Source organism: Spirobacillus cienkowskii, from assembly GCF_037081835.1.
GTDB lineage: Bacteria > Bdellovibrionota_B > Oligoflexia > Silvanigrellales > Silvanigrellaceae > Silvanigrella > Silvanigrella cienkowskii.
The window spans coordinates 2,247,501-2,266,294 of sequence record NZ_CP146516.1 but is presented as its reverse complement, the minus strand read 5'-3'; the positions used below and the strand labels follow the sequence as shown (position 1 = coordinate 2,266,294).

At 29.3% G+C, this 18,794-nt stretch carries 16 protein-coding genes (1 of these 16 only partly in view); 4 read left to right on the top strand and 12 right to left on the bottom strand.

All coding sequences use genetic code 11. The features are described from left to right. Positions 1–199: 199 nt before the first annotated feature. Positions 200–3,664: a hypothetical protein gene (locus Spiro2_RS10055; protein ID WP_338635650.1), complete on the top strand. Its 3,465-nt coding sequence runs from the start codon at positions 200–202 to the stop codon at positions 3,662–3,664. A 9-nt stretch (positions 3,665–3,673) separates the two neighbouring features. Here Spiro2_RS10055 and Spiro2_RS10050 read toward each other — a convergent pair whose 3' ends face one another. From Spiro2_RS10050 to flgG, 5 genes are read right to left on the bottom strand one after another with little or no spacing between them, the layout of a single operon-like run. Next, entirely contained in the window at positions 3,674–4,111 is a 438-nt protein-coding gene (locus tag Spiro2_RS10050; protein WP_338635649.1) for a rod-binding protein, read from the bottom strand. Between the two features lie 12 nt (positions 4,112–4,123). Then, a complete protein-coding gene (locus tag Spiro2_RS10045) occupies positions 4,124–5,206 on the bottom strand; it encodes a flagellar basal body P-ring protein FlgI (RefSeq protein ID WP_338635648.1) in 1,083 nt (360 codons plus the stop codon). 26 nt (positions 5,207–5,232) lie between these two features. Next, entirely contained in the window at positions 5,233–6,375 is a 1,143-nt protein-coding gene (locus tag Spiro2_RS10040; RefSeq protein ID WP_338635647.1) for a hypothetical protein, read from the bottom strand. Further along, positions 6,362–7,162 carry a flagella basal body P-ring formation protein FlgA gene (locus Spiro2_RS10035; RefSeq protein WP_338635646.1) on the bottom strand — a complete coding sequence of 267 codons (801 nt, stop codon included), beginning with the start codon at positions 7,160–7,162 and terminating at the stop codon, positions 6,362–6,364. Before Spiro2_RS10035 ends, Spiro2_RS10040 begins: the two co-directional genes overlap by 14 nt. Before the next feature lie 9 nt (positions 7,163–7,171). Continuing rightward, on the bottom strand, positions 7,172–7,957 hold the full coding sequence (gene flgG, locus Spiro2_RS10030) for a flagellar basal-body rod protein FlgG (protein ID WP_338635645.1): 786 nt from the start codon (positions 7,955–7,957) through the stop codon (positions 7,172–7,174). Between the two features lie 139 nt (positions 7,958–8,096). On the opposite strand from flgG, the gene Spiro2_RS10025 reads away from it, so the two are divergent. Both Spiro2_RS10025 and Spiro2_RS10020 read left to right on the top strand, forming a co-directional pair. Further along, complete coding sequence (locus Spiro2_RS10025) at positions 8,097–8,996, top strand: alpha/beta fold hydrolase (RefSeq protein ID WP_338635644.1); 900 nt, start codon at positions 8,097–8,099, stop codon at positions 8,994–8,996. 4 nt (positions 8,997–9,000) lie between these two features. After that, positions 9,001–10,953: an ABC-F family ATP-binding cassette domain-containing protein gene (locus Spiro2_RS10020; RefSeq protein WP_338635643.1), complete on the top strand. Its 1,953-nt coding sequence runs from the start codon at positions 9,001–9,003 to the stop codon at positions 10,951–10,953. 13 nt (positions 10,954–10,966) lie between these two features. Here Spiro2_RS10020 and Spiro2_RS10015 read toward each other — a convergent pair whose 3' ends face one another. From Spiro2_RS10015 to Spiro2_RS09995, 5 genes are all read right to left on the bottom strand, one after another. Continuing rightward, positions 10,967–12,964, bottom strand: coding sequence for a SpoIIE family protein phosphatase (locus Spiro2_RS10015; RefSeq protein WP_338635642.1), 1,998 nt, complete (start codon positions 12,962–12,964; stop codon positions 10,967–10,969). Positions 12,965–12,997: 33 nt separating this feature from the next. After that, positions 12,998–13,327, bottom strand: coding sequence for a hypothetical protein (locus Spiro2_RS10010; protein ID WP_338635641.1), 330 nt, complete (start codon positions 13,325–13,327; stop codon positions 12,998–13,000). A 159-nt stretch (positions 13,328–13,486) separates the two neighbouring features. Beyond that, on the bottom strand, positions 13,487–14,257 hold the full coding sequence (locus tag Spiro2_RS10005) for a DUF6588 family protein (protein WP_338635640.1): 771 nt from the start codon (positions 14,255–14,257) through the stop codon (positions 13,487–13,489). 21 nt (positions 14,258–14,278) lie between these two features. After that, positions 14,279–15,829, bottom strand: coding sequence for a response regulator (locus tag Spiro2_RS10000; protein WP_338635639.1), 1,551 nt, complete (start codon positions 15,827–15,829; stop codon positions 14,279–14,281). A 62-nt stretch (positions 15,830–15,891) separates the two neighbouring features. Continuing rightward, entirely contained in the window at positions 15,892–16,665 is a 774-nt protein-coding gene (locus Spiro2_RS09995; RefSeq protein WP_338635638.1) for a hypothetical protein, read from the bottom strand. A 170-nt stretch (positions 16,666–16,835) separates the two neighbouring features. Here Spiro2_RS09995 and Spiro2_RS09990 point away from each other — a divergent pair, with 170 nt between their 5' ends. After that, positions 16,836–17,477 (top strand): hypothetical protein, encoded by a 642-nt coding sequence (locus Spiro2_RS09990; protein WP_338635637.1) that lies wholly within the window; start codon positions 16,836–16,838, stop codon positions 17,475–17,477. A gap of 5 nt (positions 17,478–17,482) precedes the next feature. Here Spiro2_RS09990 and Spiro2_RS09985 read toward each other — a convergent pair whose 3' ends face one another. Both Spiro2_RS09985 and Spiro2_RS09980 read right to left on the bottom strand, forming a co-directional pair. Continuing rightward, a complete protein-coding gene (locus tag Spiro2_RS09985; protein ID WP_338635636.1) occupies positions 17,483–18,088 on the bottom strand; it encodes a hypothetical protein in 606 nt (201 codons plus the stop codon). 174 nt (positions 18,089–18,262) lie between these two features. Beyond that, on the bottom strand, positions 18,263–18,794 hold the 3' portion of the coding sequence (locus Spiro2_RS09980) for a 4-hydroxy-tetrahydrodipicolinate reductase (RefSeq protein WP_338635635.1). The gene runs 191 nt beyond the window's last position; the window shows 532 of its 723 coding nt (coding positions 192–723); its start codon lies beyond the right edge, outside the window; its stop codon occupies positions 18,263–18,265.

Here is an 18,794-nt window from a genome sequence, read left to right as displayed (position 1 = left end):
TTTTTCAATTATGAGTTAGACTCTTGCATAACTTTTTTTAATATATTAGATAGATAGTGTAACGTATTAAATTGATTATATTTAAAATTTATTTTGCTTTTGTTTTACGCTTGTAAAATTTTATAATAAAATTAAAATAGTTTAAACAAAATATTATAATGAACACAATTTTTTAATTTCAGTATGGGATGATTCTATAATGAAAATTTCTATTAGATATATAATTATTCAATTAGTAATAATAATATCAATAATTTCTTGTAAAAGAAATAATGATGACGCAGATCTTCAAGAAGCATTTATTAAACCAAAAATATATTTATTTAAACGAGGAGACGGTGCAAAAAATAGATTACCTGAACATATAGTGATTAGTGGTGAATATTTAAATTGTATTGGTAAAATTGATAGAGAAAAGTGGAGTATAAGCTCTTATTCAAATTTGGCAAGTAATGAGTTACTAATTATAAAAAAGGATGACACATCCTGCAGGTTAGAAATTTTAGAAATTAAACTATTAAATTCAAAAAATAGAGATTTAGGTTATAAATTAGTTGAACATAAATTAAATTTAATAAACTCTCCAACAATGAGTGTAAAAAACAAAAACAGCAATACTTTAAAAATAAAATTAAATTATTTATTAAATGGAGACAAAAATAAAATAATTCATGCTTATATATTTGATACTTTATCATCAGTAGATTTGTCAATTAATGAAAAATTGCATAAATTTGGTCTCGACATCGAGAGCGAAGATGGTGTAGAAAATTTTGAAGTTGGATTTGAGAAATTTTTGTTTAAAAAATTTAAGTTAATTAATAATAATGATTTACCAATTATTTTTTTAGGGCTTTCAAAAAAAGAAACATACAATTCTACTTGTGATAAAAATTTATTATTAAATAAAGGTGATTCTTGTGTTTCTGAGGTTTTAATTTCACCAAGAAATCTTTTAGATGAAGAATTAACAATTACTGCAAATTATCAATTGCATAATAAAAATATTGAACTTGCCGCTAATACAAAAAAGAAAATTACAGTTAATTCAATTAACAAAAATAATCATATTGATAATGATTCCATGTTAAAAGATAGGTTTTTATATAGGCTTTATCATTTTGGTAACAAAATTTTTTCTTCAGTTAGTTATAATGATGTAGGTTTATATTATTCTAGCACGGGTGTTTATGGTCAATTCAATAAGGTTCAAGGTATTGATGATGGTGTTGAAATTCGTGGAGTAGAATTAGTAAATGATACTCTTTATGTTAATGCCTATAATGGAGATTATGGTAAAAGTGGTAAAGGTGGATTATTTTTTGCAAAGCTAGAGAATAATAGCAGCAATTATATTTTTGAAAAAGACGATAATGTAGATAAAATTTTTAATATCAATTCTAGTTCAATTACATCTATTTATTCTTATAAAAATGGATTAATTATGACTACATCCAATTGCAACATTTATTATTATAATCCATTTAATAAATCAGAAAATATTAAATTAAATGATTTTGTAAATGATTCTGTCTGTAATGCTTATGCATTAGGTAATAAACTAGTGTTATACAATAATAAAAATTTGTATTATTCAGATAATGGATTACAAAATAAGTTTGACAAATACTTATTAAATTTTGACAATGAATCGAGTGTTACAAATATAGCATTTACTAAAGATAAAATATATATAGGAACAAAGAAAGGCTTGCATTTTTATAATTTAAATAGCTCTACTTTCAATAGTGTAAAAGAGCTAGGTAATAATGAAATTTATGATATTAAGGCTTATGGTAATAATATCTATGCAGCTGCAGTGTGTTATACAGATCCTTGTAATGATAAAGGCGTTTATTTCGCAAATTTAGATAAATCAACAGAATTTAAAAATATTTATTCTGCATTTAATCCTTTAGGAGTGACATATAATGGTGGAATTGTCTATATTACTACAACTTATGGATTATATTATTTTATTAATGGTGTTGTCAGCAAAAATCAACTAGATAAATATTTTGCAATCCCCTCTAGAATGAAAATAAGGGATAAGGAGATGTTTTTTATTGCTAAAAATAACAAATCAGATGTTTTTATAAGTAAAGATATATCAAAAAATCAATATGATAAGGTGTTGCCAAGAGCGAATATTGGTTCAATTATTTCTATTGATAAGTATAAAGATAATTTTTTTGTAATTACAGATAATACTATATTAAGAAGCTTGCAAAAATCATCTCATTTTAAAAAAAATTATCATAATTATGAAAAAAATTTTTTAACAATCAAAGAATTTTGGACTGATTTATTTATTGCTAATGATAAACTATATATTTCGTCTAAAAATGCGGTATATTTTTCAGATTATGATGAAAATACTAAAAATTTTAATAAATTAGTACCTATATTAAGTGGCGTTGATGAAGATATTAATAGAATTTTTATAGATAATGAAAAATTATATATATTATCAGACCATTCTATATACGTTAAAAATTTAAATAAAATTTCGTCGAATTATAATAAAATTAGTTTAATTGAATATGGTAAAATTAATTCTATTTTTGTTTCAAATGAATTGGTTTTTCTTGCAACTGACTCTGGCTTGTGGTTTACAAGTAATGGTATTCATAGTAAATTTCTAAAAGTCAATGCTTTCCAGAATAAAGAAGTTTTTGATATCAGTGTGATAGAGAATATGGTTTATATATCTAATCAAGAAGGCTTATTTTCTTCGGTAATTTTAGATTTTCCAAATTATTTTAAATCTGCTTCTTTTACTCATAATATGGAGTTTAGTAAACTTAATGATAATCATAAATATAAAGGTAGTATATTAAATTATGGAAAATTTGTTTTTTTTGTTAAGGATAATAATCTTTTTGTTTCTGATAATAATGGCTTAAGTTTTAAAAATACAAAAATTGGATCGCATAAAAATTTTTGTAGTAGTATTTTTGCAAAAAATGATATTTTGTATATAGGATGCAAAGAAGGTTTATTTATAGCTAAAAATAATTACTCTGAGATATTTAAACTGTCGAAGCAATCAATTGCTAATATTCAATTTAATTCAATTAAAAATTTTGGAGATAGAACATATTATGCATCAGATAAAGGGATGTTTTATACAAAAAACAATAATATTGATAATTTTGATAAGGTAATTATTAGCAAGAAAGATAATGAAATTAATAGAAAATTTAAAAAATTATTTTCTTTTGTTGAAGAGTTATATGCTGTCACAGAGCGAGGAAAAGTTTTTTCTGCCAAAGAGGATCATGTTTTTAAAGAAGTTTTTGAAAATAAAACGAATAGTCATAAAGTATTATGTGTATATAAAAATGCAGATGAAATTTTTCTTGGTACAACAGATGGAGTTTGGGTGACTTTAGATAATGGTAAAACATATCGTAGTTTAACAAGTTTATCAAACTATCAAGTTTCTGCAATTAAGAAAGTTGGTACAACAATCTACTTTGCAACAAATAAAGGTTTTATGTTTTCGTTTGATGGAGGAGAAACATTAATTACTAAAAACACAGAGCACGGTTTGGGTGATGAAAATGTTCATGATTTTTCAATTGAAATTTCTGATTCATTTGGTTTTTCTTTGTCTGCATTTGTTATTACAGACTCTGGTTTATCCATATCTGATATTTAAAATGTTTGGTTAGTCTATTTTGTATTTTTGAAGTGCAAGCTTAGTGAATAAAGATTTGGATTTCATGTTTTCAATTACTTTTTTTGATTCAAACAATTCATTATTATCTGTGTTTAAATTTTGACTATTCAATATTTTTAAACTTGGATTTAATGAAGGATCATTATCTTTCATCCAATTGAGAATTAAATCTCTTATTCCAAAGCTTTGTGATTCAGCCATAATTTTTGAATATTCGCTATCAAGCATGCTCTGAAAAATATCATGAGCATTGGATTCATTTTCAGGTTTAGCGGTTTGTCTCATGCTTTTTAACATCATATCTAAATAAATTGTTTCAAATTCCTTAGCAACTGTTTCTGCTTCCTTTATCTTTGGATTTACTGTTTCTTTTTCTGATGGTATTGTTTTTTTAAATAAAAGATTATCCATAATATTTATTCTCATATTTAACTCCTGTTATAAAAGTTTAATTTGAGCTCTTAGCGCATTAGCAGCTTCAAGTGTTTGTAAAATTGATACAATATCTTTTGGACCAGCACCTAAGGTATTTAGTGCTCTTACGAGTTCTCCAACAGTTGTTGAGCTTGGTAATTCGTTAACCTTGTTATTTTTCTTTCCAATTTGAACTTCAAGTCGTCCATGGCTAATTGCCACTGGCTCAATTGTGACATTGTTACCAGAAATAATGGTGCCAGTTCTTTCGTTAATAACAACCAAAGCAATAGAATCTGGTGTGACTTTTACTTGTTCTAAAATTGACATAAATGCGACTGGGTTAAAACTTGGGTTGTTTCTTGATACACTACTTGGAATTTTTATTGAAATCATTCCACTATTAATAGGATCTGCAATAAATTCTCCAAAATAATCATTCAGTGTTTTGGCTATTCTATTTGCAGTTGTAAAGTCAGCTTTTTTTAAGCTTAATTCAATTTTATTATTATTTATAAAAGTAGATAAAAACTCTTTTTCAACAATTCCACTTAATGCTAACGATACAGTTTTTGGGGTTGTATTTTTTGCTGGTTGTCCGGCTCCACCTTCGTTACCAGCCATAGAAGTTCCTTGGCTAATACTACCTTGAGCAGTTACATAAACTTGTCCATCAGCAGCGCTAAGGCTTGTTAAAAGTAACGTTCCACCTTCTAGGCTCGTGCTATCACCTATGCTTGAAATTCTTATGTTAATTTTATCTCCTATTCTTGCAAATGGAGGTAAGTCTGCTGTAACAATAACAACAGCAATATTTTTTGTAATAACTTCTTGTGGTGTTACAGTAATTCCTAAACGATTTATCATCAGTGCTGCTGCTTTATTTGTCGCAATGCTTGCTTTACTATCACCTGTACCCTGAAGGCCAACAACAATTCCTAAACCAGAAAGTGGGTTAGTTCGGACACCTTTTACTTCTACGAGGTCCTTAATTCTGACAGAAAGATCTGCTTCTAATGTATAACTTTTATCTAAAAAAAATAGAGTAAAGATAGTTGTAAACAATATAATTATATAGTTGTAATAATATTCTTTCTTCTTAGACAATTGAATCACCTTAACATAAAAGTTTATTATTTATTATTTCCGCCTTTACCGCCATCACTTGGTGCATCAACAATTGTTGCAGAGTCCAAAAGTTGTTTTGCTTTAGCTGTTTCAGAATTGAGTCTTTCTCTATCTTTTTTAAGCCTATCTGCTTCTTCTTGTAAGCTTTTTTGTTGATCTTTTAAAGCTTTTTGTTGGGTTTCTAGCTCTTTCGTTTTTCCTTCAAGAGCAGTTGCCATTGAGTTTAAATCAGGCGCAAAACCAGAAACTTTTCGAGAAATAATTTTATCCCAACCCGAGTATGAGTAGTCGGAAGTTGCCCCATTAATGTTTGCGTTGACTGCAACTTGTGTAAGCTCGTTTGCACTAATTTCAAATTTATTAAGATTTCTTTGCGGCATTTTAGCCATTACTAAAATTGAGCGATTTTCTCCTGTTTCACTGACATAATTTTTTGTAGCTCTTAAAAAAACGTCTCCTCCCGGTTCAATGCCGATGACTTCAAATTTTAATGATTTTACCGGGTCAAATTTTTGTGCGTTTGCTGCATTGGCTTGATCTGCAGGAGGTGTAAATTGTAAATCTTCAGGAATTGTAACATTAATGACGTCTCCAATATGCGTAGGTTGATAATCTGTAACAAGGCCTTTGGGCTGCGTTGAATCTGCCCAAATACTTCCTGTGCTTGAACCCGCTTCTTTATTTTTTATTTGTAAATTTTCTCTTTTAATAAAAATCTGTTCTTGGTTTTTTAAATTATCAGTTTTATTGGAAGTGTTGTTATTAGTATTTTGCAAAGTACTTGTTTGTGAATATGCTTTACAACTTGTAAAAAAAACTAAAAGTACTATAATAAAAAAAACAATTGTAAAACGTAGCACAAATTTTTTAGAAGTAGGTTCTGGAATTTTATCTAGTGCTAAAGATACTTTTTGACTTGTTAAATTCCCTTTGTCAAAAGCATATTCAATAGATCTTAAATAGCGTTCTATTGCAGTAATCCAAACACTATTTTTTTTATTTTTTTGATTTTTAATTGGATTTTTATTTTGTTTTTTAATTTCTTCATGTAGTTTATTTTTTATGTTTTCTACATATCCCTCTTCATCTTGTAGACTAATTTCATCTAATAGTTTATAATACTTATATTTTTTACTAGTTTGCTGCATATTCAACCTCGCTTGGCGCGATGACAATACCTTCTATAATTCTTTTTGTTGAATGTGGAACGAAGCCTTTATCATGCCAGTCGGTTAATTGAACACGAATTAACTCGCCACGTCCACCATTAGACAAAGATTTTCCCATAGTTTGCAATACTAATGAATCTTTTGGTGAATAGATTATTTTTATTATTTCTCCTGCTCTAACTAAAATTTCTTGAGAAAGACTTTTTGGCTCAATTTCTTGCTTTATTGATAAAAATTGAGATGTTTTTTTATTATTATAAAAATTTAATTGTTTTTGAGCTTCTTTCAATTCTATAAAAGGATATTTAGGCGTACATTTGTTTTCTCCAGAAGTGCACCTTAATATTTCTAAGTCTTTTTCAAAAATTATCATGTTTGGATTAATAGTCTGTTTTGCTACAATATAGTATATGTTCTTTTTTTCCATTATTTCTATATGCCACGAAAATTTTTGCTCAATAGAATTTTTAAGATCAAATCGGTATTCTGTTACAAAATTATTTTTAATTTTACGCATTGAATTTGGGATAATTTCATAAAGATTACTATTATTTATCTGACAACTTATGCATTTTATGCTCAGTACCGTATTTTTATTTATCACTTCGTTTATATTATCAGTATTTTCAACTACTAAGCTATTTTCATGTTTATTTGCTTTAATAAATTGAACTAAAATATCTTTTTGAATTTCTAAAATCTCAGGATTATTTGAGAGTGATTTGTATTCAACATATATGGCTGGAGGAGATGCTATAGCGTTCATGTAATCCTGCTATTTCATTTGGTTAGTAGATGAAAGCATTTCATCGCCTGTTTTAATAACTTTACTGTTTAATTCATATGCTCTTTGTCCAACAATAAGTTGCACCATTTCTTCAACAATATTTACATTGCTGGTTTCGAGTTCTCCTTGATCAATGGTTCCAAGTCCATTTTCACCAGGTATAGAAACTATGGCTTCTCCAGAAGCTTGAGTCGCTGTGTATAAGTTTCTTCCCATTGAATTCAAACCTGCAGGGTTGATAAAGTTTGCAAGAGTGATTTGACCAAGATTTCTTGGTTCTTGTTCTCCACTTACTTTTGCTGTGACAATACCATCAATTCCGATATTAAGATGAAGAGTGTTTGCTGGAACAACAATTTCTGGAATTAATGGAAGACCTTCTGAAGTGACTATTCTGCCATCAGCCGATCTGCGAAATGTACCATCACGAGTATATGCAATGTTACCATCAGGCAATTGAATTCTAAAAAAACCTTTACCCATAATTGCCATATCTGTATCTTTGTTTGTAATTTTAATTGCTCCTTCCTCAAACGTTTTTTCTACCGCAACGATTTTAGAGCCATTTCCAATTTGAATGCCACTTGGTGCAATGACTCCTGTCGTTGTCTGTAGGCCTGGAGCGCGAATATTTTGATAAAGAAGATCATGAAAATATGCCTTACTTGCTTTAAATCCTATGGTATTTACGTTAGCCATATTATTGGATAGTGTATCAATTAATTTTTGCTGTGAGTCCATTCCTGTCGCAGCTGTATTTAAGCTTCGTAGCATGGTTGTCTCCTTAGTGCAGATTAAGGAAATTTTAATAAATTCTTTTACAGGATATTTTGTTTTCATTGGAATGTTGTGTGAAAACATTGCAGCTATCTAAAAATTTGTAGGAAAATTTGAAGCAAGGGGGGTATATGCGATGTTTCAAGAATATACTGAAAAAATCAAAAGTTTCGACGGAAATCAATTGTTTTTTAGGTTATATACGCCTGCAATTAAGAACCAGTTAGAAATAAAACCAGATGGCGTTGTCCTTGCCGTTCATGGTTTTGGAGAGCATAGTGGGCGATATTCGCATCTAGCAGAAATTGTCTGCTCTAAAAATCTTGCTTTCGCAATTTTTGACATCAGGGGGCATGGACGATCAGGTCCTCTTCGAGGAGATGCTGAAAATTTGCATGCTTTTATTTTAGATATAATTTTTATGTGTGACCATGTTAAAAAAATTTTTAATATAAATGCAAATAATAAAAAATTTTTTGGTTTACTTGGCCATAGCTTTGGTTCACTTCTTGTTACATATGCATTGGCTCATATGAACTATTCTTCTTTAAATGTTTTTTTAAGTTCTCCTTGTTATAGCGTAAAACAGAAGATACCTAAATGGAAAAAATTAATTGCTAACAATTTGTCAAAGTATTTGCCAAATCTATTTGTTCCAACTGGAATTTCACCAAATAGTCTTTCTAATAACCCTAAAAATAATCAAGCAGCACAAAGTGATAAAGAAATTTTAAAATTTATTTCTGCTAGAATGGGCTATATATTTTTAAGTGCTGTTGATGAATCTAAAATAATAAATGCTATTCAAATGATAAAAAATCCTATAAAAATTGTAGCGGCATCTGATGATAAGCTTGTCGATGTCGAAAAGACAAAAAAGTATGTTTCATATTTTCATAACAATGGTAATAGCTTAAAAGTTATTCAAGGCGCTGGGCACGAAATCTTTAACGAGATTTTGGAGTATCAAAAAGTAGCATTGCATGAGTTTGTTATGTGGCTAGAAAGTAAAAATGATAATTTTGGAGTGGAATAGTTAAATGATTCGTATTGATAATTTATATAAGTCTTATGGTAAAAAAGTTCTTTTCCAAAATTCTACATACCACTTTCCTGAGGGAGAAAGAATTGCATTAGTTGGACCTAATGGTGCTGGAAAATCAACTCTATTAAATATAATTTGTGGGTTAGAAGAGCCTGATAAAGGTGATATTCTTAAACCTAGTAAATTAAATCTTGGATACTTGCCGCAAGAGCCAAATCCTAATCCTAAAGCAACTATATTAGACGAATGCATTGATGGTGCTGTAAAACTAAGAGAATTAAAACAAAGGCTTGATTTGGTTTTACATGAAATGGAGCATAATTATTCTGAAGAAGTACATAAAAAATTTGAAATTATTGAAACGCAATTTCGTGAATTAGGAGGGTATGCCTTACAAGCTAGAGCAAAAGGAATATTAGTTGGACTTGGATTTTTAGGATCCCAGTTATCAAAACATCCCAAACAACTTTCTGGTGGATGGCGAATGCGCCTAGAATTAGCCAGAGTTTTTTTGAATGATCCTGATTTTCTTGTTTTGGACGAGCCGACTAATCATTTGGATTTGCCAAGTCTAGTATGGGTTGAAAAATTTTTGCAGAGTTTTAAAGGAACATTGTTGTTTGTTTCGCATGATCGGGCATTGTTAAATAGATTATCAACAATTACTTTACATTTATTTAATGGAAAATTTACCCCTTATAAAGGAAACTTTGATTCATTTTTAGAGCAAAGGGAACAACGTTTAGAGTTAGAAACAGCTGCTTTTGAAAGGCACCAAAAACGTGTTGGAGAAATTCAAAAATTTGTTGATAGATTTAAAGCAAAGGCTTCTAAGTCACGGCAAGCGCAAAGTCGAATGAAAATGCTTGCGCGCATGAAAGAAGTTGAGGATTCTTTTGATTTGGATGATGACATTGATGAAATCATATTTACTCTTCCGAAGGTTGTTCAAAGCGGTAAAGAAGTTTTAAAAATTTCTTCAATGACAATTGGTTATGAAAAATTTGTCCTGTCAAAAAACATAAATTTATCAGTTTTAAGAGGTCAAAAAATTGCAATAATTGGGCCAAATGGAATTGGTAAATCAACTCTTCTTAAAACAATTGCAAGTAAAATTAATGCCATTGATGGTCATTTTGAACTTGGCCATAATGTTTCTCTCGCTTTTTTTGCTCAAGATCAGCTTGATGTTTTAGATGAAAGTAAAACTGTTTTAGAAAACGTTTTAGAAGTGTCTGATGATATTGGTGAGAAAAGGGCTAGGAGTGTGCTTGGAAACTTTTTATTTAAGGGCGATGATGTTTTTAAATATGTTAAAGTTTTATCAGGGGGCGAAAAGAGTAGGGTTGGGCTTGCGTGTTTGTTATTAAAAAAGGCGAATTTCTTATTATTGGATGAACCTACCAATCACTTAGATATGTCAAGCGTAGAGATTCTTGCAAGTGCCATTGAAGAGTACGAGGGCACAATGCTTTTTGTAAGTCATGATAGAAATTTCATAGATTCTATTTGTACCCATATTTTTGCGATGACAAACGATGGGAGGTTTGCGTTGTTTGAAGGTAAACTTGATGATTATGAGCGATTATCAAAACTTTCAAATTTTCCAGATATCTTAAGTCCAGACAGAAGTATGGAAATGGCAAAGCTCGAAGAAGGTAGCAGTGAACAAAACCATAATTTTGAAAAAGTTATCACTACTGAATCACGTAAAAATTCTAAAAAAGACGAGTTAAATTTAATTCAATCTAAGCAAAAAATTGAAGCAGAAATTACAAATTTAAGCTGTAAAATAAATGAAATTGAATTGAAAATAGAAAAAATACCTTATAGCAATTACCAAGAAATTGAGTCGCTTAATAATTCTTTAAATAATTATAAGAAAAAATTAAATGAATGTGAAGAACTTTGGTTAGAAGTAGAAACTCAACTTGTTAACCTTAAATAAAGCTGATTTATTTTTAAGGTTTTGTAAATTTACAAATTAAAAATGTCATATCATCGTCTGGTCTTTTATTTTGGATAAATAACCTAAATTCTTTTATTAGCTCGTTTTTAATACTAGACAAATCATTGTTTTCACTTTGATTTTGTAGTAGTTTTTTCAATCGTTTTTCACTAAATTCTTCATTGTTTCCATTAACCGCTTCAACTAAACCATCCGAATAAATAAATAAAATATCACCTTCTTCTAACTTCATTTGTTTTTGATCATATAAGTATACGCTAGGTTTATCTGAATTGTTTGATTGTTGCTCAAAGCCTAAAGGCCTACCTTGAGCAATTAATTTTTCAACAGTTTTGGCATTATTTTTTCTTTTAATTATCATAGGAAAATTGTGAGCTGCGTTAGAAAATTCTATTATTCCATGCTGAGGATCGAGTACGGCTGCAAACATAGTCATCACTTTGTTGCCATCACCACTTTCTCTCACCACAGAATCAAGTTGTTGTAGAATTTCTTTTGCCGTTATACTTTGTTGAATATGAATAGAATCACAGTATCCCTTTACAACAGCTGTTAGCAATGCACTTGCTGTGCCGTGCCCTGTTACATCACCGAGTAGTAATAATAATTTTTCATTTGGAAGTGAATAATAATTCCACCAATCACCAGCACATTCTGTTGCTGCCTCAAAGTGATTGACAATTTCAAATTTACCGACATTTCTGTGCTCAAATTTGGGCATAAGATTATTTTGTACTAATCTTGCTGTTTCTTGTTCGCTAATGAGTCTTTGTTGTTCTTTTTGTTCTGTTACAAAGCGAATATTATCAAGAGCATTTGAAATACTAATTTGTAAAGCTAAAATGGAGTTATACACTGATTCTGCTGCTGTATATGAAAATGAATGAGCAATTCTAAGGTCATCAATTTGAATAATTATGCTGCTTTTTCCTTTGCCATCCTTAATAGAGAAACGTTTTTTATTTGTTGGGTCATTCATCGAATGAGAAAGTTTAATTACGCTCCTAAACCCTGGCTTTAGCATTTCATGATAACCTTCGGACTGGTTGGAGGAGAGTAAGGTATTTATTACATAAAACTCTGTGTTTAGATTAATTTTTGCAATTTTATTGAGTGATTCCGAAACCTGTATTGCAATATCGCTAATATTAAATTTGCTTGATATTTTTATTCCTTCTTCTGCTAATATTTTTAAATTTTCTTGATTAGCTTCAATTTGTCCAATCATTGCATTAAAATTTTTGACTAAATCAGACATTTCATCTCTGCTACCTTTTGATTCTTGGATTTTTGTAAATATTCCTTTGGTAATATTTATACTTGCTTGGCTTAATTTAATAATATTATTTATTAAAGATTTTCTTAATAAAACTCCAATAGAGAGTACGAGCATTATTGTAATACAAAATGATAAGATAATAACTCCTCGTATCATTGATCGGATTGCAGTTGTAATATTATCAGTAGAATAATCTAAAACAAAGTAACCAATGATTGATGGATTAGAAACCGACCCTTTTTTATGTTGCATAGGACCAATAAGTCTTGAAGTATCATTGGTAGTGTTCTCTTCATAAATAAAAAAATCTTCAGTATTTGCTTTGCTTACTATTAAATCTTTATATTCTTTAGTTATAATTTTATCAGAATTGTCATTTTTATCGCTATCTTTAATGTTGGATATTTTTCCTATTACAGGATCTTTATATAATGAAGTAACAATTCCTGCGTCAGAATCGTAAATATAAATTTTATTAGCATAATTATTTTCAATAATATTAGAAAGTGTTTCTTTAATTCCAGTTAAGTCAAATTCCCATAAATATCTTGAAACAGTTGGTAAAAATAATGTATAAATTAATTTATGAGAACGGTATGCCTCTTCTTCAAGGTTTTTCTTTAACATATATATAGCTAATGATGTAAACAAAATCATAACAACTGCTACAGAAGCAAGAAGCCATGAAAGTATTTTTGCAGTAAGCCTCATAGTCGTTCTCTTTAGAATAAAATTACTAAAAACTTAAGCCGCTATATCTGGTGGCGTGGGATCGTCGTCAGGAAAATTGTCAGTTTTTTTCAAACAATTTAATTGATCTGTATTAGAAACCTGATCCCATTTATATAAAACACCTGGTTTTCCTTTTGACCAAAATTGTAATCCTACAGAAGTAGATGTATATCTATCAAATGTAATCACTCTTACGATTTCGTTTGATAAATTTAATATAATTTTGTTACCAGTTAATTTAATTTTTAAAACTCTCTCATGTTTAGCTCCTTCAAGCCAAAGAAGCGTACAATTTGAGGTAACCAGCTCTTTTAGTTTGTTCTTTAAATCTTGATAAATCATAATAAAAGCCTCCATGGCAAAGTCAGGAAAACATCTTGGATTCCTGTGGCATAAAGTTATTCTTTGCAAAATAACTTCATGCTTAGTAGTGATTTCGGATTAAGTAAATAATAATTAATGAGGTAAATTTTACCTAAATGATGGGAGACTAGTTATACTTTAAATTTCTAATGATAATTTTGCATTATAAAGTGTTTGATTTGAAGAAAATTGAGCTTCAAGAGCAATACCTATAATAGATATAAACTGAATGCCTACTGTTGAATAAAACTGACTCCATTCTGCACTTTTTGTTAAATTAAAAGATTGATTACTAATAGTCTTGCTTATCTCTGTATTGGATTTTGACCAGTTATTTCCAATTCCGGCGTATGGTTTAATGAATGGAATATAAATACCAATAAGTCCCTCTAAGCTTTTTGTGTTAGCAGTCAATTCACTAAATCCTGTAAGTTGTGTGTAACCTCCTCGAATTGAAAGTGAAATTGGCAATAATCTCGGATTATAAAAACCGTATTGAATTCCAATACCACTAATAGAAATAGGATTATCCGGAATTTTGGCATAGTTAATAGCGAGATCAAAATTACCCGGTAATCCAACTTTAGCTATAATTCGAGGAATTAAAAGACTATTAGGAAAATTATTACTTAAATTTGTATTGGCATTAATAGCATCAATTGTTGATTGTGGTATAGATACTAAAGAAATTCCAACTCCAGCAGAAAAACTTAATGCAATTAATTTTTTTGTTGTTGAAGAAGGGGCTTCAATAAATTGAAAGCGGGTTGGATTAATTACGCTTTCAACAACCTTTTTGTAATCATCATCACTTATTTGTGAGGTAAAATTAATATCTATTGATTTTGCAAAAGAAGTATTATAAAAAAATAGGTTTAAAATTAAAATAAATTTAAAATAAAGTTTCATACATGTTCCTGTAATTAATGTTTAATCTAAAGGTAATATTTTTTCTAATGTTTCTTTTAAAACATTAGTTGGAATCGGTTTGGTTAAAAAAGCTTTGGAATACTTTGATAAAATATCAAGCAATGATCTAGGAATATCATCTTCATTTGCTCCAGAAATAAACATAAATGGTATTTTTGATGAAGTTGAATTAAGATTTTTTAAGAGATCTAATCCGCTTTCATTATTTAAAAACAAATCAGAAATAATTAAATGAATTTTTTTGTTATTAATTATAGAATTAGCTTGCTCAATGTTTTCTGCAGTAAATACACCATATCCCATTTTGCTAATTTTTAGACTTAATATTGTTCTCAAATCTTTTTCATCATCAATAATTAAAATATTTTTTAATGGTTTATCATTATCTTTCATTTTTAGAATATGCAATGGTTGTGGAATTGAATTACCAGTTTCTGATTGCGCAACATGGATTTCACCACAAGGAATTGTAATACAAAAAACAATTATACCATTATCTGTTTTTCCAGAAGTTATATTTGCAGAAATTCTTTCTGCAATTTTTGATGTGTAATGAAACACATATGCTAAATCTGGTCTTGGTGTTTCTTTAAAATACTTAATACTTAATGGGTCAATTTTATCTTTATTATTAGGCTCTAACCAAATATAGAGTGAAAGTAAATTTTTAAAATTTTCGTCTACAGCTTTATTATTTTTTTCATAATGACCGTAACACACTGATAGCGTAGTAGTACCTGCTGTTCTCCATTCTTCAAGTAACTTCCATAAATGAACCCATATTTGTTCAAAAATAATTTGATCAAATTTTACATCAACACTAGGAATATGTAGAGAAGACCAATTTAAAGTTTTAGGAGGTTGTTGCGTCATGTCTTGGATATTTTTAATGACTGATCGGATATTGTGTTCTTTAATTACAATTTTTGTTTTTCCTCTTAAAGAACGAATTCTATTTATAATTCCTGACATGTGATTTACATTAGTCGTTAGTTTTTCCTGGATTCCTTTTAAATCTTTTTTTGCTTGTTCGGTATCGCTGTTCATTAATTCCGCAATATCTTCAAGAAATTCTGTATAACCATGAACTTTAGCAAGTGCATTCATCAATTCATGAAAACTCCAAACACTGAGTTGTCCTATAGCAGTAAATAATGTATGAGACGCATTATTTTCAATTTCAATGGGTTCAACTGTATTTGTGTTACCTTTATTGTCACTTTTTACAACCTGAGTTATTAATCCTTTTAATTCGGTAATTTTTTCTTTAATACTGTTTTTAAATTCATCATTTATTTTCTGTTTATTAAGCCTTAAATTATCATATTCGGGCTCGATTTTTGCAGAAATAAAATTTACAATATCATTTTGTTGACAGGTTAAAGCAAAAGATTTTATAGCAGTAGTCGCTCTGTGTATTGCATCAAAAAATTCTGGTTTTGGCCCCTCTCTTAGCATGACATTGGTTATACCGTTTAATTCTGATACTTTTTGAAGTGAATTTTTTGAAAAAGCCATCAATATTTCATCGTCGATATTTGTTTTGCTCATATTCATCAAGCTCCTTTGCCCGAACTCCTGGTAAGCTTAATTATATATGTATTTTTAAAATATTATGTGCCAATTTTACGTGTAGAGCAATTGGCAATTTCACCAGACTCAAGGCCGCTGTTCTCCAAAGATGCAGCTGCAAGATGGCGAGAGCGAACGGTTGGAAAGGGGTAACTATCTTTTCTATTTTTTGGCGCATACCCAATAATTGTTTTACAAAAAAAACCTTTTAAAAATCGTTCAATTTTTTCAAATTCAAGTTTAGCTTCTTCAGAAAATGTGCAGTTTACACAATTCAACATTATGCTATAGGGAGTATGCCAAAGCATTAGCATATTTTGTAGCTTAGATTTAAGAATAGCAATGTCTGATGCAGTTACAAAATCAGTATCAGCTAAAAAATTAATTTCCATAACATGCGCATTAAAGTCATTGTCTATTTGAATTTTGCTTCTGAGATCATTTGTACTACTAACTAGAATTTTTTCTCGAGATAGATTTGTTTGTGCAATAGCATTCGCAAAACCAACAATTGTTTCAAACTCAGTATTAACTTTATTAGAATTTTCTTCATAAAATCCAATTATTTTTCTCATAAAAAAATTTTTAAAAAAGGCAATTAATTTATGAAAGCTTTGCTCTTTTTCTTTTGTAATAACAAAATTTCTTAAATCAAATAAACAGGTATAGGGTGAATGCCACGACTTAAGGTTATTTGTCCATGAATTTTTTAAGTTTTGAAGATCATCGTCATTTTCAATTTTATATCCATTCGGAAAAATAATAATAAGAACCCTAGCAGAATAATGGTTTTCAAATTCAATTTTATCAGACATGAATGCAGCCTCTTGCCCTTTGTGTAATACATTAAAAACTAAAGAGATATTTTTACAAAATATTTATAAAAGATATTTTGTATATTATGCCTTCTAACATACTATATCTACTTAAGCATGGCGAGTATTTAAACTAACCAATGTGTAAACAAAGATATTACGGAGATTAAATGCAATCTGTCTTTTTATTTTATACTCAAGCAGAATTGGGTGCGCCTGGTTATTTAAGTCGAACAGGAGAACAGGGTGCAGAAACCTTAGCAGAAACAGTTTTCTCTTTTCTTACTGAAGGTTTTGGTATTAATATTGAGCAAAACTTTGAGAAACGTTCAACTTCATTGAGTCAAGATGAAATTTGGAAAAGTTTTAAAGATTCTAATTCGTTTGCTCATGCTCTCAGTGCATCAAGTGATTTTTATCAAGATGTATTAATAGTAGCAGGTTCACATTCAAGAACTCTCAAAACTTCAGAGTATATTGCTAAAATTCTTGCATTACCAGTGTGTGTTGACGATCGATTGGATAAATATATAAATCCCAATTACCAGTCGGGTACATTAATTGATGGGTTAAATAATCTAGTTAAGGTTTTACCCTCTGTAAAATCTCCAAAAGTTATTTTAGTCGCTACTTCATTAATGTCTATTGTAGAGTGGGTTAAATCATTAAAATTAAAAAACTATTCAAATGATTTTGAAAAGATACTCATGCATTCCAGTGAAAACGATACAATTCCTTCGGTTTTGATAGCAGGCTTTACAAATGAAGCGGGAAAAGAAGAATGGCTAATTGATTTACCGGAATTGTCTTAAGTTTTTTAATGGCGAGTGACTTTGAGAATTCCGATATTGAGATCTTTTTTCTCAGATTGTCCTTTATCTAACAAAAGAATATTTTTAGCTAATTTGTTAAATTGATCCATACCAATATTTTGCTGCTCATTTGTAAAACCTTTTTGAACTTTTTTACTTTCTTTTTTCATTTTTCTAAGCATAAATTTTATTGCAATTACAGCATAAAATCTTGGTATAATAAAATGTGAGTCTTTGGGAGTACTATTGACTACTTTATTCATTTCATCAAGAATATGCTTTGGGACATTGCCATGAAATCCTTTAGGGGTAAACTTTTTCCAATTGATTTCCATCCAAAAACCTGAACTTTTAAGATGATTTAAATTAATAAAATTTTTACAAATAAACTTAACAAGTAATAATGGGATAAAAGCACATAGGCCGTATGGTGAATTGGTTCCTATACCTATCATGAGTGATACTGTTGTATAAACGATGTAGTCTGCAGCACTGAGCTTAAAAGGTGCAATTGGTATTTTTTGATATAATTGTGTTAATAAATAAACTATTGATATTAATGAGCTTATAACAAAAAAAACAATTCTAAAAATATATAAAAATGTATCCATAATCCTACCAAACAATATTTAGGTTATTTAATAATTCCCATAATTAAGTTAAAGTATCAATACACTTTAAAAGACTTAAGTTTCTGGGGATATGTCCCTAAAGAGGTATAATTGAGGGAAAAGTTTATTGCAACATAACAAAGCTTAGTTGTTCTGTTTTAACATTTGCGGAAATTAAAAAAACTTTCCCTTTTCTAATAACCCAGGTTTAGGGCGTTGGCTAAAAATATTTTTACATAAATCAACAGCGCCTTCTGCAAACAGTTTTCTATGATGAGCAATGTGTTTTAATTCAAAGGTTTCAGACTCCTTGCTCATAACAATGGTGTGTTCACCAACAATTTTTCCTACACGCAATGAGCTTATTTTTGCTTTAGGAATTGCTCCTGCTTCTGCCAATGTCATGGCTGTACCGCTCGGTGCGTCAATTTTTTTTGTGTGATGTGTTTCTGAGAGTGCTAAGTCAAATCCTAAATTTCTTGCAAGCTCAAAAACGGTATGTCCATGAGTTGTCTTTGCATTGAGTATTTCTTCAAACAAGTAAACTCCCTTTGAAAAATTTGAAACAACACAGATTGGAAGTTTATGAGAAAGCTGATGAATCAATGAATTATTATTGGCGTCATGGCCTGTAGTGCCAATTACAACCCCTCTAATTCTTTCCAAAGTAAAGTTATCTAAATTTTTTAGTATGTTAAGTAAAGAT

Coding starts and splice junctions, on each gene's coding strand:
- flgG (WP_338635645.1), bottom strand. CDS start 7,957: ATGCTACGAAGCTTAAATACAGCTGCGACAGGAATGGACTCACAGCAA.
- Spiro2_RS10015 (WP_338635642.1), bottom strand. CDS start 12,964: ATGAGGCTTACTGCAAAAATACTTTCATGGCTTCTTGCTTCTGTAGCA.
- Spiro2_RS10005 (WP_338635640.1), bottom strand. CDS start 14,257: ATGAAACTTTATTTTAAATTTATTTTAATTTTAAACCTATTTTTTTAT.
- Spiro2_RS10010 (WP_338635641.1), bottom strand. CDS start 13,327: ATGATTTATCAAGATTTAAAGAACAAACTAAAAGAGCTGGTTACCTCA.
- Spiro2_RS10025 (WP_338635644.1), top strand. CDS start 8,097: ATGTTTCAAGAATATACTGAAAAAATCAAAAGTTTCGACGGAAATCAA.
- Spiro2_RS09985 (WP_338635636.1), bottom strand. CDS start 18,088: ATGGATACATTTTTATATATTTTTAGAATTGTTTTTTTTGTTATAAGC.
- Spiro2_RS10020 (WP_338635643.1), top strand. CDS start 9,001: ATGATTCGTATTGATAATTTATATAAGTCTTATGGTAAAAAAGTTCTT.
- Spiro2_RS09990 (WP_338635637.1), top strand. CDS start 16,836: ATGCAATCTGTCTTTTTATTTTATACTCAAGCAGAATTGGGTGCGCCT.
- Spiro2_RS10035 (WP_338635646.1), bottom strand. CDS start 7,162: ATGAACGCTATAGCATCTCCTCCAGCCATATATGTTGAATACAAATCA.
- Spiro2_RS10000 (WP_338635639.1), bottom strand. CDS start 15,829: ATGAGCAAAACAAATATCGACGATGAAATATTGATGGCTTTTTCAAAA.
- Spiro2_RS10055 (WP_338635650.1), top strand. CDS start 200: ATGAAAATTTCTATTAGATATATAATTATTCAATTAGTAATAATAATA.
- Spiro2_RS10040 (WP_338635647.1), bottom strand. CDS start 6,375: ATGCAGCAAACTAGTAAAAAATATAAGTATTATAAACTATTAGATGAA.
- Spiro2_RS09995 (WP_338635638.1), bottom strand. CDS start 16,665: ATGTCTGATAAAATTGAATTTGAAAACCATTATTCTGCTAGGGTTCTT.
- Spiro2_RS10050 (WP_338635649.1), bottom strand. CDS start 4,111: ATGAGAATAAATATTATGGATAATCTTTTATTTAAAAAAACAATACCA.